The organism is Corynebacterium macginleyi (assembly GCF_003688935.1).
In the GTDB taxonomy this organism is placed as follows: Bacteria; Actinomycetota; Actinomycetes; order Mycobacteriales; family Mycobacteriaceae; genus Corynebacterium; species Corynebacterium macginleyi.
The window spans coordinates 181,648-196,841 of sequence record NZ_REGE01000001.1 but is presented as its reverse complement, the minus strand read 5'-3'; the positions used below and the strand labels follow the sequence as shown (position 1 = coordinate 196,841).

Annotated in this window: 13 protein-coding genes; 9 read left to right on the top strand and 4 right to left on the bottom strand. The window is 56.5% G+C overall.

Features of this window, described 5'->3' with window-relative positions; translation table 11 throughout:
* Window positions 1-31: 31 nt before the first annotated feature.
* Window positions 32-877 carry a GDSL-type esterase/lipase family protein gene (locus tag D9V82_RS01005; RefSeq protein ID WP_121910543.1) on the bottom strand — a complete coding sequence of 282 codons (846 nt, stop codon included), beginning with the start codon at window positions 875-877 and terminating at the stop codon, window positions 32-34.
* Between the two features lie 925 nt (window positions 878-1,802).
* Window positions 1,803-2,624: an ammonia-dependent NAD(+) synthetase gene (nadE, locus tag D9V82_RS00995; protein WP_121910542.1), complete on the bottom strand. Its 822-nt coding sequence runs from the start codon at window positions 2,622-2,624 to the stop codon at window positions 1,803-1,805.
* A 27-nt stretch (window positions 2,625-2,651) separates the two neighbouring features.
* Between nadE and D9V82_RS00990 the strand changes: the two genes are divergently transcribed.
* The 5 genes from D9V82_RS00990 (at window position 2,652) to nrdE (ending at window position 7,529) form a co-directional block, all read left to right on the top strand.
* On the top strand, window positions 2,652-4,001 hold the full coding sequence (locus D9V82_RS00990) for a sugar porter family MFS transporter (RefSeq protein WP_121910541.1): 1,350 nt from the start codon (window positions 2,652-2,654) through the stop codon (window positions 3,999-4,001).
* Between the two features lie 126 nt (window positions 4,002-4,127).
* On the top strand, window positions 4,128-4,250 hold the full coding sequence (ykgO, locus tag D9V82_RS00985) for a type B 50S ribosomal protein L36 (protein WP_003847162.1): 123 nt from the start codon (window positions 4,128-4,130) through the stop codon (window positions 4,248-4,250).
* Between the two features lie 369 nt (window positions 4,251-4,619).
* Window positions 4,620-4,859, top strand: a complete 240-nt coding sequence (gene nrdH, locus D9V82_RS00980; protein WP_121910540.1) for a glutaredoxin-like protein NrdH — start codon at window positions 4,620-4,622, stop codon at window positions 4,857-4,859.
* 24 nt (window positions 4,860-4,883) lie between these two features.
* The gene (nrdI, locus tag D9V82_RS00975) at window positions 4,884-5,315 is read left to right on the top strand and encodes a class Ib ribonucleoside-diphosphate reductase assembly flavoprotein NrdI (RefSeq protein ID WP_121910539.1); all 432 of its coding nucleotides are present in this window, start codon (window positions 4,884-4,886) and stop codon (window positions 5,313-5,315) included.
* Window positions 5,316-5,366: 51 nt separating this feature from the next.
* Window positions 5,367-7,529, top strand: coding sequence for a class 1b ribonucleoside-diphosphate reductase subunit alpha (gene nrdE / locus D9V82_RS00970; protein WP_121910538.1), 2,163 nt, complete (start codon window positions 5,367-5,369; stop codon window positions 7,527-7,529).
* Here the strand turns inward: nrdE and D9V82_RS00965 are convergent.
* Window positions 7,526-8,212, bottom strand: a complete 687-nt coding sequence (locus tag D9V82_RS00965; RefSeq protein ID WP_121910537.1) for a FadR/GntR family transcriptional regulator — start codon at window positions 8,210-8,212, stop codon at window positions 7,526-7,528. The genes nrdE and D9V82_RS00965 overlap by 4 nt on opposite strands.
* A 130-nt stretch (window positions 8,213-8,342) precedes the next feature.
* Between D9V82_RS00965 and nrdF the strand changes: the two genes are divergently transcribed.
* From nrdF to D9V82_RS00945, 4 genes are all read left to right on the top strand, one after another.
* Window positions 8,343-9,332 (top strand): class 1b ribonucleoside-diphosphate reductase subunit beta, encoded by a 990-nt coding sequence (gene nrdF / locus D9V82_RS00960; protein ID WP_121910536.1) that lies wholly within the window; start codon window positions 8,343-8,345, stop codon window positions 9,330-9,332.
* A 328-nt stretch (window positions 9,333-9,660) separates the two neighbouring features.
* A complete protein-coding gene (ctaD, locus tag D9V82_RS00955; protein ID WP_121910535.1) occupies window positions 9,661-11,355 on the top strand; it encodes an aa3-type cytochrome oxidase subunit I in 1,695 nt (564 codons plus the stop codon).
* A gap of 81 nt (window positions 11,356-11,436) precedes the next feature.
* Complete coding sequence (gene serB, locus D9V82_RS00950) at window positions 11,437-12,558, top strand: phosphoserine phosphatase SerB (protein WP_121910679.1); 1,122 nt, start codon at window positions 11,437-11,439, stop codon at window positions 12,556-12,558.
* Window positions 12,551-13,273 (top strand): peptidyl-tRNA hydrolase, encoded by a 723-nt coding sequence (locus D9V82_RS00945; RefSeq protein ID WP_121910534.1) that lies wholly within the window; start codon window positions 12,551-12,553, stop codon window positions 13,271-13,273. The genes serB and D9V82_RS00945 overlap by 8 nt, the downstream gene beginning before the upstream one ends.
* Here the strand turns inward: D9V82_RS00945 and D9V82_RS00940 are convergent.
* Window positions 13,239-15,191, bottom strand: coding sequence for an ATP-dependent DNA helicase (locus D9V82_RS00940; RefSeq protein ID WP_167449704.1), 1,953 nt, complete (start codon window positions 15,189-15,191; stop codon window positions 13,239-13,241). The two genes, D9V82_RS00945 and D9V82_RS00940, sit on opposite strands and share 35 nt — an antisense overlap.
* Window positions 15,192-15,194 lie beyond the last annotated feature (3 nt).

Sequence of the window (15,194 nt, the reverse complement as noted above, 5' to 3'; positions counted from 1 at the left end):
ATTTTTACTTCCATGGAATTGGGGGCGGGGTCTAGTTCTTAAGGCTATTCGTAATAATGCCTGCCATTCCTGTGTGTCCAACATCAGTTGGGTGCATTGGCATTACGGAAGGAGCCGTGGGGGTCCTAACCGCGACTGCCCATCGCTGGCTTGTGTCAGGCTGGCAAGGATCATGGGTCTTTGCCTGGTTGTGTAGGTCGATGAAGTTTACGCCAAGCGAACCAGCGGCACGTCCAATTTCGCGGTTGAACTCTTCTTCTGCGCGAGTAGCGCCTGGGAAGGACAGCGGCAGCTTTAGTAGGTTGCTGTGAATTACACAGAGGGTGTCATTTACTGTCATTGGGACGTAATTGACCATCGTGATGCGGGCATTCGGAGCTGCGGACCGAATCCTGTGGAACTGTGCAGCCAGGAACCCGCGGAAGTTCGAGCCCTTGGGGATGTTTGGGAGAGTAGCGTTAGCTAGTGTATCGACGTAAGTGTCAGGCTGTAAGCCGCCATACATTAAGGTTACTTCCTTCGTATTGGGGCCGATATTGCCGGAACGTACTGCGTGTTCGATGTAGGCAGCTATCGTGTAATTGGTTCCGTTGCACGTGTAGTCTGCAAGGCTATAGCCGAGATTCCGGGCAGTTTGGTGCGCCCAGTTGTGATTGTCATTTTTGCACACGGGTGGCAGGGGTAGGGAGGCCAAGAAAGGGCTTGCCGCCGCGCGGTCCCCTTGGGCGCCACCGTTAGCAGAGAAAGAGTCACCAAAGGTGACCATTTCCTTGCCATGTGTTTCTGCCGCGTTGGCAGACTGGGCCATCGTCAAGGCTGTGCCAAGCGCGAGGAGACCGCTGGCGATCTTTTTCTTGATGCTCTTATTTCCGATCATAATTATTCTTTTCGACTGGGAGAAAAATTACCGTTCAGTAAACGCTCTCAATGTAGCATCTTAATTAGCTGCGGGCCAACGAATTATGTGAAAAATGTTGTCAGATGCGATACAAAAACACGTAATTCAAGGTTTTGGTCCTCACCCGGTGTGTTACCCAACCAGTTGTGCTGGTCAATGTGAAGACATTTGCAAAGAAGGTACGCTACTGAGACCAAGATGGTGGTGAGGCAGCCAGTCTCCGGTGGCTGGGTGAAGCCCCGGATGCGGTTGCCACACTATTTAGCGTTAATGACAAGGAAATCGTTACAGAGCGCACCGACGAGGTAGCCCCCACGGCGGCGGCGTGGCAATGGGCGCCTAGCTCGCTTGTATGCATCGTCCGGGTGCTGATTTTTCGGTGGCACACCGTGTATAGGGAGGGGGAGTTCTCGTTGGCATCGTGGAACAGGAATGCACTTCCGCGAATAAATGAGGTGAATTCGATACCCAGCAGTGTGCGCTTTCCTATGCGGAGCCGACCGGGATCAGTACCTTGCAGCAGGACCCGGTCTAGTTGGTCTGCGGCGCGAGTGTCGCCCATAGCTGGGACGTGGCGCTGTGTTTATCTATGGTGACCGCGTGCATCCACGGTGGCCTGCGGGCGGGCAACGGGCTCTTGCTGCCGAGGGCGGCATCATGACTGATCCCGCTTCTCACCGTGGACACCGTATACAGACCTGGACATGTTGGCGCTGTTTGGGCGCCTTATATAGAGGACATAGAAGACATCTTCCATGGCTGTGGTCTACCGGTGGATATTAAGACCTGGATTCCATGCACCACCTGCACCCATTGGCTGCGCACGCGCTTACGCCTCGTGCGAATCGTAAATGGGCGCTGGAACGTGCAATATTTGCCACGCTTGAGGTGCCGGCCAATCTGTTTAGACGGTTGGCCCTTGCGGCATTTGGCGTTTATGCTCGCCGCGGCGCCACAGGGTCTCGATGCGCTCGCGAGCGGCATCGGGAACCGCCTTGCCTTCTAGATAGTCATCGATGTAGGCGTAGGTGACGCCGAGTGCCTCTTCATCGGGAAGCTGTGGCTTATCGTCTTCCAAGTCTGCGGTAGGGACCTTGGCCCAGGTGGACTCTGGCGCTCCTAGGTGCTTGAGCAATGCCGCGCCTTGGCGTTTATTCAGTCCTGCCAAAGGGAGTAAGTCCGCCGCGCCATCGCCCCACTTGGTGTAGAACCCGGTGACGTTTTCCGCGGCGTGATCCGTTCCTACAACGAGCGCACCGAGCTCGCCGGCGATAGCATATTGAGCGGTCATGCGCATGCGTGCCTTGGCGTTGCCGCGATTGAAATCATTCAAAGTATCTTGGACTACAGCGCGCGCTACCTCTCGGCTTAGCGCCGCGGTGGCCGGTTGAATATCTACAGTGAGCCGATGATCGGGGCGAATGAAATCCAACGCGATCTGGGCATCGTCTTCATCCGCCTGCGTGCCGTGGGGCAGGCGTACGGCCCAGAATTCGGCGCCGTCTACTCGCTCTACTGCCAGCTGGGTGAGCTTTCCCGCCAAGGTAGAATCCTGGCCACCGGAAATGCCCAACACGTAGCCGCTAGCATGGGTCTTATCCAGGTATTCCACGAGGAAATTCACCCGGCGGGTGATTTCTTCTTCTGGATCGATAAAGGGGCGTACATCCAGCTGCTTTATGATGGATTGTTGCAAGTTTTCGGCATCGGGCGACATGACGTCCATCGTAGTCTCCTGACACAATTGCGTGTTGTGAATAAAGAAAGTTATGTCAAGGTAGTTGCGGCAATTGCCGCCCTTGGCGGTTTATTATTTGGATACGACACCGGCGTGATGTCTGGTGCTTTGCTGTATATCACCCCGGAATTTAATATGACCGCCCACCAAGAGGGATGGGTGACCTCTATGCTGCTGGTGGGGGCTGCGGTGGGTGCGTTGACCGCCGGGCGTATTGCTAACCGGTTTGGTCGCCGCTTTACGCTGATCGCCGGAGGCCTCATTTTTGTTTTGGGTTCCATCTGGTGTGCGTTGGCTGGATCGGTGACTATGCTAGCCACGGCCCGTACCTTCCTGGGCTGTGCCGTTGGTGCGGTATCGATTGTTTCGCCCATGTATATTTCGGAGATGGTGCCGGCCAAGATCCGCGGGCGCATGGTTTCCCTGAATACCTTGCTGATTGTGGTGGGCCAGCTCTTGGCCTACCTGGTAAATTCGGCCCTCGCGCCCGCAGAAAGCTGGGAATGGATGCTAGGGCTTGCAGCCGTACCGGGTGTCGCCCTTGTCGTGGGCATGTTTTTTTTGCCAGAAACCCCAGTCTGGTTGGCCACGCACAGCAAGATGGAACGAGCTCGTGAAGTTGCCGGCCGGGCCGGTATGGATCTGGCTGAGTTGACATCTCAGGAAACGGCGCGCCGGTCCAGTGGCTCCGAGTGGAAGGCACTGAAGGCCAATCGCTGGATGCGGGTGACAGTATTGCTCGCTATGTTAATGGGGCTGACACAGCAGATTACTGGTGTTAATGCCATCGTCTATTTCGCGCCCACCATGATGAGCCAGGTGGGAATTTCTACCACAAACTCGGTCTATACCTCGATTGTCATTGGCGTAGTCTCTGTCATCGCCTGCTGGGTGGGCCTCAAGATGGTCGATCGTATCGGCCGTAAGCGACTGCTCCTCATCGGCTTGACCGGCAACGTGATTTCGTTATTCATCTTGTCCGTCGCGTACTCACACGCTGCAGATTCCACCATGATGGCGATGGTCTCACTCGTATTTATGGCCTCGTTCATCGCCTTCCAGCAAGCAGCGGTATCACCGACGACCTGGCTGCTGATCTCGGAACTCGTACCTCTGCAGGTCCGTGGCCTGGGAATGGGCATCGCCGGGCTTTCGCTGTGGGCAACTAACTGGGCCGTGGCTCAGTACTTCCTGCCGTTGGTGGAGTGGCTCACCGGCCCGGTGGCCTTTGCGGTCTTCGGCGTGCTGGGGCTCATCGCCATCGGCTACACCCGTATTTTGGTGCCAGAGACCATGGGACGTAGCCTGGATGAAGTAGGTGAGGAGATGAAATCCTGCTACTCGCGAGAGCCCGCACCCCGTTGAGCCTGAGTGTTTTGGTCTTGGTGGCCGGGTGGGGTAAAGTTTCTCCTCGTGTCATGGCTGGGCTTCCCAGTCCGTGCTTTATTTATTCAACCGCATGTAGATTGCGCATAACGAAAGGAGCGCCCGATGAAGGTCCGTAAGTCCCTTCGGTCGCTGAAGAAGAAGCCGGGCGCCCAGGTTATTCGCCGCCACGGTAAGGTCTTCGTGATCAACAAGAAGGATCCACGTTTCAAAGCTCGTCAGGGCTAAGTGAAACTTAAGAAAATCCGCCTCCTCCAATTATTCGGAGTGGGGCGGATTTTTTGTTACTACCGTTTAGGGCCAGAATGTGAACTTTAACACATGTCTAGGTGAACAGAAGGTAAATCTGCAGGAATGTCAGGCGTGTAGTTTCATGGTTGGATGTCAGGGCGGTCAACATGTGGGGTCTCACCCTTAGTCCGCCTGGGAATACCACGGGTGTAACTACTATATATTGTGTTAGTTGCAGTCAATTCCCCCAAAGTATAGTGTCGTAGGTGTCGCTCGGAGTGGTGCAGGAATCGGCCTGAGAAAAGGTCGGCGCCACCGCTTTCCACGGGCAAAAAACAACTCGGAAAGGGATTTTAGGGAGTTTTTATGTCTATCACCGTCTACACCAAGCCTGCCTGCGTTCAGTGCAATGCCACCAAGAAAGCTCTTGACCGCGCGGGCCTGGAATATAGCGTGGTAGATGTTACCGTGGACAACGAGGCCCGCGACTACATTATGGCTTTAGGCTACGTCCAGGCACCAGTCGTGGAAGCACACGGAGAGCACTGGTCTGGCTTCCGTCCTGACCGCATCAAGAACCTCGCAGTACTAGCCGCCTCTGCGTAATTAGCCGGGGAAGGAGGTGCCATGATGTTGGTCGTGTATTTTTCCTCTACTACGGAAAATACGCACCGGTTTGTGCAGAAGCTAGGTTTTCCTAGCGCACGAATCCCCCTTCGCCGCACTGAGGAGCCGCTAGTGGTCGATGAGCCTTTCGTCTTAGTATGTCCTACTTACGGCGGGGGTGCCTCCATTAGTCACCAAAACTCCCGGCCCGTACCGGTGCAGGTGATTAGATTCCTTAACAATGAGCACAACCGCGGTCTTATTCGGGCGGTTATCGCTGGGGGAAATAGCAACTTCGGTGCCGATTTTGGTAAAGCTGGTGACGTCATCAGCGCCAAATGTAAGGTGCCCTATGTATATCGTTTCGAATTGCTCGGCAACGATGAAGATATAAAGATTTGTCGCGAAGGTTTGCTGGCTAACGCCTCCTTGCTGGGACTGGATGCGGCAGCCTAGCCGTGGTGCGACACACCTATAGATCCTAATTTAAGAAAGGCCGCGTCAGCTTTGAGTAAGCAATTGGGAAAGACAGTAGCAGAGCCAGTATCGCCGCAAGAGCAGCTGGATTACCACGCGTTGAATGCCATGCTGAATCTCTACGATGGAGATGGCAAGATTCAGTTTGATAAGGACCGCGAGGCCGCTAACCAGTTCTTTTTGCAGCACGTTAATCAGAACACGGTGTACTTCCATGACCTGGAAGAAAAGATCGGTTATCTGGTGCGCAACAAGTACTATGCTCCTGCGGTCATTGAGGCTTATGACTTCGAATTTATCAAGTCCTTATTCAAACGCGCCTATTCTTATAAATTCCGCTTCAAGTCCTTCCTTGGTGCCTATAAGTACTACACCAGCTATACCCTGAAGACATTCGACGGCCGCCGGTACCTCGAACGCTTTGAGGACCGCGTCTCTATGACGGCGCTTTTCCTGGGTGATGGCGATTGTGAGCTAGCAGAGCGCCTCGTCGATGAGATCATGACTGGCCGCTTCCAACCGGCTACGCCGACCTTCTTGAATGCCGGAAAGCAACAACGCGGCGAATTGGTCTCCTGCTTCCTGTTGCGCATTGAAGACAACATGGAATCCATTGGTCGCTCCATCAACTCCGCGCTGCAGCTGTCTAAGCGTGGTGGCGGTGTTGCGCTGCTGCTGTCCAATATCCGCGAATCCGGCGCGCCTATTAAGCACATCGAGAACCAATCCTCTGGTGTCATCCCGGTGATGAAGATGCTGGAGGATGCGTTCTCCTATGCTAACCAGCTGGGCGCACGCCAGGGGGCAGGAGCGGTGTACCTCAACGCCCATCATCCAGATATCATGAACTTCCTCGACACCAAGCGTGAGAACGCAGATGAAAAGATCCGCATTAAGACGCTGTCCTTGGGCGTGGTGATTCCTGATATCACTTTCGAGCTTGCTAAGAACAATGACGATATGTACCTGTTCTCGCCATACGATGTCGAACGCGTTTACGGCAAGGCCTTCGGCGATATCTCCATTACCGAGCATTACGAAGAAATGGTTGAAGATCCGCGCATTCGCAAGAAGAAGATTAACGCGCGCCATTTTTTCCAAACCGTGGCGGAGCTGCAATTCGAGTCCGGTTACCCCTACATGATGTTCGAAGATACGGTAAACCGCGCCAACCCGGTCAAGACCTCCCGGATCAATATGTCCAACCTGTGCTCGGAGATCCTGCAGGTTAATTCCCCATCGGAACTCAACGCGGACCTGTCTTATGACCAGGTGGGCAATGATATTTCCTGCAACCTAGGTTCGCTGAACATAGCCATGACCATGGATTCGCCGAACTTCTCCCAGACGGTGGAGACAGCGATTCGTGGACTGACCTCCGTGGCGGATAAGACCTCTATCGATTCCGTGCCGTCCGTGCGCAAGGGCAACGATGACTCGCATGCCATCGGCTTGGGCCAGATGAACCTGCACGGATACCTGGGCCGCGAGCGCATCGAGTACGGCTCCGAGGAGGGGCTGGATTTTACCAACGCCTACTTCGCGGCCATCATGTATGCCGCACTGCGCGCTTCCAATAAGATTGCCCGCGAACGCGGCACGACCTTTAGTGAGTTTGCGGAATCCGACTACGCTACCGGCGAGTTCTTCGACTCCTACGATCCAGCGGATTTCCAGCCGCGCACGGAAAAGGTTAAGGCTCTTTTCGATGCCTCCTCGGTCTACACACCCACCGCAGAGGACTGGGCGCTGTTGAAGGAGGACGTCGCCAAGCACGGGCTCTACAACCGCAACCTGCAGGCGGTGCCGCCGACGGGCTCGATTTCCTATATCAACAATTCGACTTCGTCCATCCACCCGATTGCTTCCAAGATTGAAATCCGCAAGGAAGGCAAGATTGGCCGCGTGTACTACCCAGCCGCGCATATGGACAATGACAACTTGGAGTATTTCAAGGACTCTTACGAAATTGGCTACGAGAAGATCGTCGATACCTATGCTGCAGCCACCAAGTACGTGGACCAGGGGCTATCGTTGACGCTGTTCTTCAAGGACACTGCTACCACTCGCGATGTCAATAAAGCGCAGATTTACGCTTGGCGCAAGGGCATTAAGACCTTATACTATATTCGCGTTCGTCAGATGGCCCTGGAAGGCACCGAGATCGAAGGTTGTGTTTCCTGCATGCTCTAAGAGCGAGTGCGGTCCAGGATAGCGCGGGAGGTACGCTCGGCGGCTTCGGCCTCGCCAGCGTTAATCTCCTGCGCTAATTCCATATGTAGCTGCGCGGTGCCGCGAATCGGATCCCGCTTTCGGGAACCAAATACGGACTTGCCCTTTAACATTGCCAACAATGTCGGCGCCAAAGCCGCGAACATCTCGTTGCCGGAGGCCTCCAGGATGATGGTATGGAATTGCAGGTCGGTTTCGAGCTCGTCGCCCACCCGTGGGGAAGGGGTGGTCTCGAGCTCGGCGAGGCGCCCGGCTAGCCGCAGCAATTCGCGGCGCTGCTGCGGGGTGGCATTACGCGCGGCAAGCTGGGCTGCCACCGGCTCGACGCCAAGGCGCAGCTCGTTGAGGCGGGCGGCCTGTTCCGGGCGTGTTTTATCGTGCGCCAGCCGCCACGAAATAATAGCTGGATCATAAACCGCCCAGCTGCTGCGCGGCAACACCCTGAGGCCCACCCTGCGCCCAGAGGAAATCATCCCCAAATGCTCGAGCGTGCGCATCGCTTCGCGCGCTACGGTGCGGGAGATGCCAAAGCGCTTTTCGATGTCCTCGAGCCGAAACCGTGTGCCTTCTGCCATATTCCCACTGACGATATCCGTGCCAAGTTGGTCGACTACAGGGCCTAATAGGGGAGTGGTTTTTACCATAGCGTGGTCGTCCTTTCTTGGCTGTATAGTGCGCTTTTAGCGTAGGCGCGATGCGGCGGGTTGAGGTGCGATGGCATTGGGTATGCTGGGACTCGAAATTCTACACAGTGAAGCATTGGAGTGACATCGCGTGCCGCACGAATACGATGACTACGTTGCTAGTCATGAAAGCCCGGTTAAAGCTATCAACTGGAATACCATCCCCGATGATAAAGACCTCGAGGTATGGGAGAGGTTGACCGGCAACTTCTGGCTCCCGGAAAAGGTCCCGGTTTCTAATGATCTCCCCAGCTGGAAAACGCTGACGGACAAGGAAAAAGAAACTACTATGCGGGTCTTCACCGGCCTGACTCTGTTGGATACTATCCAAGGTACGGTGGGCGCGATTTCTCTGCTGCCGGACTCGCAGACCCTGCACGAGGAGGCGGTGTATACCAATATCGCCTTCATGGAATCGGTGCACGCTAAGTCCTATTCCAATATTTTTATGACTTTGGCTTCCACGCCGATGATCAATGACGCCTTTCGCTGGTCCGAGGAAAACGAAAATCTGCAACGGAAGGCCAAGATTATCTTGGCCTACTACAACGGCGATGACCCATTGAAGAAGAAGGTGGCCTCTACGCTGCTGGAGTCCTTTTTGTTCTACTCCGGCTTCTACCTGCCAATGTACTTCTCTTCCCGCGCGAAGCTGACCAATACCGCCGACATTATTCGTCTGATCATCCGTGACGAGGCCGTGCATGGATACTACATTGGCTATAAATTCCAGCAGCAATACAAGAAGCTAGATGAAAAGCGCCAGGCAGAATTGAAGGAATACACCTTTGATCTGGCTTTCGAGCTCTATGACAATGAGATCGATTACACGGAGGACCTTTATGACGAGCTGGGCTGGAGCGAAGACGTCAAGCGTTTCTTGCGCTATAACGCCAATAAGGCCCTGAATAACCTGGGCTTCGAGGGCCTCTTCCCGGCCGATGAAACCCGCGTCTCGCCGGCCATCTTGTCCTCGCTGTCACCAAATGCCGACGAGAATCACGACTTCTTCTCCGGCTCGGGTTCGTCCTACGTTATCGGTAAGGCCGAGGACACCACGGACGATGACTGGGACTTCTAACCGCTCTTAGTCCTCGCGCACCTTCACTTCGGACTCAACCGAAAGGTTGATAACGAGCGGGGGTGCGTTTTTCAGTTTTTGACCTGCATATACCGTATTTTTTGTGACATGTGACACCGCAGTTAGGATCGAGGGGTATAAGCCTTGAATGGTGCCCGCCCCAGGTGCAGGGGCTATGGGACAGTTGTGGTAAATGAAGTAGTGCGCCAAGCTGGAAGACCTTTGTGGGAAGCTGGCAACAACTGGGGAAAGTGTCCTAATATTATCGGGGTAAACCTAGGTGTAGGCGGACTTAGTCCGCTGACACTTTGTTATTCAGGAGGATTCTATGACCGCTGTGGCGCCACGGGTCGACGACTACGTCGCTCCCACACGTCCAGAGCCAACCGGTAGAGCAAAGACCGGTTCAAAGGCTTGGGTATTTTTAACCACCACTGACCACAAGCAGCTGGGCATCATGTACATGATCATGGCTTTCAGCTTCTTTTTCCTCGGTGGATTTATGGCATTGCTGATTCGTGCGGAGCTCTTTACCCCGGGTCTGCAGTTCCTGTCGAATGAGCAGTTCAACCAGCTGTTCACCATGCATGGCACCGTGATGCTGCTGTTGTTTGCTACGCCAGTGGTATGGGCCTTTGGCAACTACATCCTGCCCCTCCAGATCGGCGCGCCGGACGTGGCCTTCCCGCGTCTGAATGCCTTTGGTTTCTGGGTTACCCTGCTCGGTGGTGTCGTCATGCTGCTGGGCTTTGTCACCCCTGGCGGTGCGGCTGACTTCGGATGGACAATGTATATGCCGCTTGCTGATGGCGTGCATACCCCCGGTATCGGCGCCGATATGTGGATCGTCGGCGTGGGTGCTACCGGTGTCGGTACTATTGCCTCCGCCGTCAACATGATCACCACCATTCTGACCTTGCGCGCACCGGGCATGACCATGTTCCGTATGCCGGTCTTCTGCTGGGCAATCTTCACCGCCTCCGTTATCGTGCTGATGATCTTCCCGTTGCTGACCGCAGCCGCCTTGGGCGTGCTGTATGACCGCAAGCTGGGCGGCCACATCTACGATTCTGCTAACGGCGGTGCCATTCTGTGGCAGCACCTGTTATGGTTCTTCGGCCACCCTGAGGTTTACGTTCTCGCGCTGCCGTTCTTCGGCGTTGTCTCTGAGATCGTCCCGGTGTTCTCTCGTAAGCCAGTTTTTGGTTACATCGGCTTGGTCTTCGCCATCCTGGCCATCGGTTCGCTGTCTATGGCCGTGTGGGCACACCACCTGTTTGTTACCGGCGCTATTTTGCTGCCATTCTTCTCGTTCATGACATTCCTTATTGCGGTGCCTACCGGTGTCAAGTTCTTCAACTGGGTCGGCACCATGTGGAAGGGCCACATCACTTGGGATACCCCGATGATTTGGGTCATGGGCTTCATGGGAACCTTCCTCTTCGGCGGTATGACCGGTGTCATGCTTGCCTCGCCGGCGCTGGACTTCCACTTGGCTGAATCCTACTTCCTGATTGCACACTTCCACTACACCCTGTTCGGTACGGTTGTGTTCTCCGCATTCGGTGGCCTGTACTTCTGGTTCCCGAAGATGACCGGCCGCATGCTAGATGAGCGCTTGGGCAAGATTCACTTCTGGCTGACCTTCGTCGGCTTCCACGGCACCTTCCTAGTTCAGCACTGGGTCGGCAACATGGGTATGCCGCGTCGTTACGCTGACTACTTGGAGTCTGATGGATTCACGGTCTTTAACCAGATTTCCACCATCTTCTCCTTCGTTCTTGGTGCTTCTGTTATTCCGCTCATCTGGAACGTCTTTAAGTCCTGGCGCTACGGCGAGGTCGTTACGGTGGATGACCCGTGGGGCTATGGCAACTCCTTGGAGTGGGCAACCTCCTGCCCGCCGCCGAGCCACAACTTCACCTCTTTGCCACGCATTCGCTCCGAGCGCCCGGCATTCGAGCTGCACTACCCACACATGGTTGAGCGCATGCGCGCGGAAGCCCACGTGGGCAAGCACTAGACCCGCACTTTAACTCCTGACTGCAGCCGCCTTCTCCAGCCTTAAAAAGGTAGGGAAGGCGGCTTTGGCGTGTATGGGATAATAGCCGATGTGAATACTCAAGCTGATACCATGACCATTACTAGCTTTGGACCGAATGAAGCCGGCGCAGCCGCGGCTTTTTTTACCACGTTGGCTGATTTTTCCGTCTCGCGTGCCGATCTCCATCTCGCCACGTCGTCCAACCATCTCTCGCTTACCGCGCAGTGTGGTAGTCTCGGCCGCGAGACCACAGCCCTCGAGGGGCATTTGCGCGACGCTATGGCGCCTTTTGGACATGAGGTGTCTGTAGCACCGAGCTACGCGGTCGCGCTCATCGGCGCGAAGATTACTGCGGCGGATATTACTGCGGCCCAGGGGGCGGTGAAAGGAAAGACGCTCCGCATGCGCAGGATAGAACTGGAGTCTCTTTGTGCCGTGGAGCTTACCGTGATACTAGAAGACGCCGCCGCAGCGCGACGTGACCTGCGGCAGGTCGCCAATGAACGCGACATCGATATCTGCCTCGAGAGTCTGGCTAACCGGAGGCAGCGGTTGGTGTGCTTTGACTGCGATTCAACCCTCATTGAAGGTGAGGTCATCGAGATGCTCGCCGCACACGCGGGTAAAGAAGAAGAGGTGGCCGCCGTGACCGAGCGGGCTATGCGTGGTGAATTGGACTTCGCGGAGTCGCTGCGCGAGCGCGTTGCGGTTCTTGAAGGACTCGATGCCTCCATTATCGATGAGGTCGCGCGCGATATCGAGCTTAGCCCGGGCGCGAAAAAAGCTATCAGTACGCTTCGCCGCTTAGGCCACCGCACTGCTGTGGTCTCGGGCGGCTTTATACAAGTACTCGAGGGCCTGGCTAAAGACCTCCAGCTCGACTACGTTCGGGCAAATACTCTCGAAATCCGCGATGGCAAGCTGACGGGCAAAGTCACGGGTCAGATCGTCGACCGCCAAGCCAAGGAGGATTTGCTGCGCGAATTCGCTGCGGATTCGGGAATCGGTATGGAGTCTACCGTCGCGGTGGGTGATGGCGCTAATGATATCGCCATGGTCACTGCCGCCGGGCTAGGCATTGCCTTCGATGCGAAGCCGGCGCTGCGAGAGGTCGCTGATGCTTGCATCACCTCTCGTCGCCTTGATGCTGTCCTACCCATGGTGGGGATTGCCGGTGACTAAGTTTGCGATAGCGCACCAACGCCTCGTCGCTGCCTGCACTGCCCGGGATTCCCACGAGGACCCTGCGGATCCGTCCACCGTGCAAGCTATGCAGATAGCCCTTCACCTTCCCAAGCAGGGGACCCCAGCGCGCAGTGAGGTGCTCGCCGCAGCCGCTCGCGCCGTGGTGGCTGCCTGCTTGGATGATCGCGCCGGTGAGGACGGTGCCTTCGCGGCAGCACTCGCGGGTTGGTATGGACACCGGATCCGCAAAATAGCTCGGCGCGCACGCAACAAGGCATGGCGCGATGTGCAGCTGCTGCCTGGTGTGACCGTCGATGATCGCGCGCGTGCTTTTGCGCCCTCTGCGGTGGGTGAGGTGGACCCGTTAATTAATAAGCTGCAGATCGGTCATACCGACCTCGCGATGGATCAGCCAGGGCCCCCGCTTGCCGATGCCCCCATTATCTACGTTGACCGCAGCCTCGTCATGACCGCAGGAAAAGCCGCTGCCCAGGTGGGTCACGGTTCGATGATGCTCGCCGCGGACATGAGTCAAGAGGAAGCCGCCGCCTGGGCGGCAGAAGGTTTTCCACTCGTCGTTCGCGAGGTGGACGCGGAGTTATTTCGCACCGCCTGTGCGCAGGAGGACGCGGTGGTCATTATCGATGCCGGGTTTACTGAGATCGCCCCAGACTCGGCTACCGTGTGTGCGCTGCGGCGACCAATCGCTTAAGCGCCCCGCGCACTGTCTCCGGGTTTGTGGTTTGCCAGAACGGCGGCATGGACGCTTTGAGGAAAGCGCCGTAGCGCTTGTATTCCAGCCGGTTATCCAGCACTGCGACGACCCCGCGGTCCGTGACGTGGCGCAAAAGCCGTCCTGATCCCTGCGCCATGAGCAGAGCCGCGTGATTGGCGGAGACCTCCATGAACCCGGATCGTCCGGCGGCGTCAGCGGCCTGTGAGCGGGCCTGAAGCAGTGGGTTATCGGGCCGAGGGAAGGGGATGCGGTCGATGAGGACCAGTGAGCACGATGGCCCCGGCACATCCACGCCCTGCCAGAGGGTCAAGGTGCCAAAGAGGCAGGAATTTTCCTTCGTGGAAAACTTTTCTACAAGCGTGCCGATAGCATCTTCGCCCTGCACATAAAGGTCAAACGGCAGGCGTGGCGCTAAGGCCTCCGCGGCTTCTTCTACCGCTCGGCGCGAGGAGAATAATCCTAGCGTGCGCCCGCCGGCTGCCATGATGAGCTGATACATTTCCTCCAGGGTTTCGGAGGAAAGGCCATCTCGCCCCGGCGCCGGGAGGTGCTTAGCGGTATACAAGATGCCGGATTTAGCCGGATTAAATGGCGTGCCTGCATCGAGTGAGTCAAAGGTACCGGACGGCAAGCCCCACTGTGCTGCCATGGCGTCGAACCGCCCGCCCAGGGTCAGGGTAGCCGAAGTGAGCACTACCGTTTGCTCTCCAAACAGGTTCTCGCGCAGCATTTGCGCGATAGACAGCGGCGCGACGGCAAGTGTATCGGTGCCTTCCAGCCATACCACATCGTCGTGCACGGCAGGATCGTCGGTAGCGAAGATTTCCAGGATTCGCCCGATCGCCTCGGCTAAGTCCGTGAGGTGATTGCTTAAGTTTTGGCGTTCGGCGTTCTTTTCGGGGTCATTGTTGACCTCGCCGTCTGGGGCGCGGGAGATGAGGGATTTGACGCGCAAGAACTCATCGGCAAGCGCTCGCAAGTGCGCCTGGGAGGTCTCATCTAAATTTGTCCAGCGGCCCGGTTCCTGGGCGTGCAGCACATCATCGAATTCATCAGCCAAATCTGCCAGGTTTCCGGCATTGCCTAAAGACTTTGCTCGATTTGCCGCCATCTTAATGGCGCGGGAGGTAATCTCCGCAGTGGAAACGGAGGTGATGCGCCCGTCGAGCTCGTGTGCCTCATCGATGATCGCGACATCATGCTCGGGGAGGATATTGGCCTCAGAGATGGCATCGATGGCGAGCATAGCGTGGTTGGTAACAATGATATCGACATCGGCAGCTGCCCTGCGGGCTTCTTCGGCGAAACAATCCGCACCGTGCGGGCAGCGCCCGGCGCCTAAGCATTCTTTCGAAGTTACCGATACCGCTCGCCACACGAGATCCGGAACGCCAGGCTCTAAATCGTCTCGGTCGCCGGTCTTGGTCTCCTGCGCCCAGTCGTGGATGCGGCGAACGGTCTTGCCCCGGTAGGAGATATCGGATTCATCGATTAGAGCTTCAGGGTCATCCGGGGTGGCCGCGATCTTATTCAGGCACACGTAATTGTTGCGGCCCTTCATGATGGCGAAGGTGGGGGTGCGCTCCATGACATCTGAGAGCGTCTTCGTCAGCCGCGGCAGGTCGCGCTCTACCAACTGGCGTTGTAGGGCCAGCGTGGCTGTGGATACGACGACGGTGGAACCCGATTTCATCGCATGCCGTATGGCCGGAACCAGGTAGGCCAGGGATTTACCCGTACCCGTACCCGCCTGGACGGCTAGGTGCCGCTCAGTCTCTAAGGCCTTGGATACCGCGTTGGCCATGCGAACCTGGCCTTCGCGGCGAGAACCGCCGAGCGCATCCACCGCTGCGCCGAGCAGCGTTTCCGTGTCGTGGTTCAGGGGCTCATTCACCCC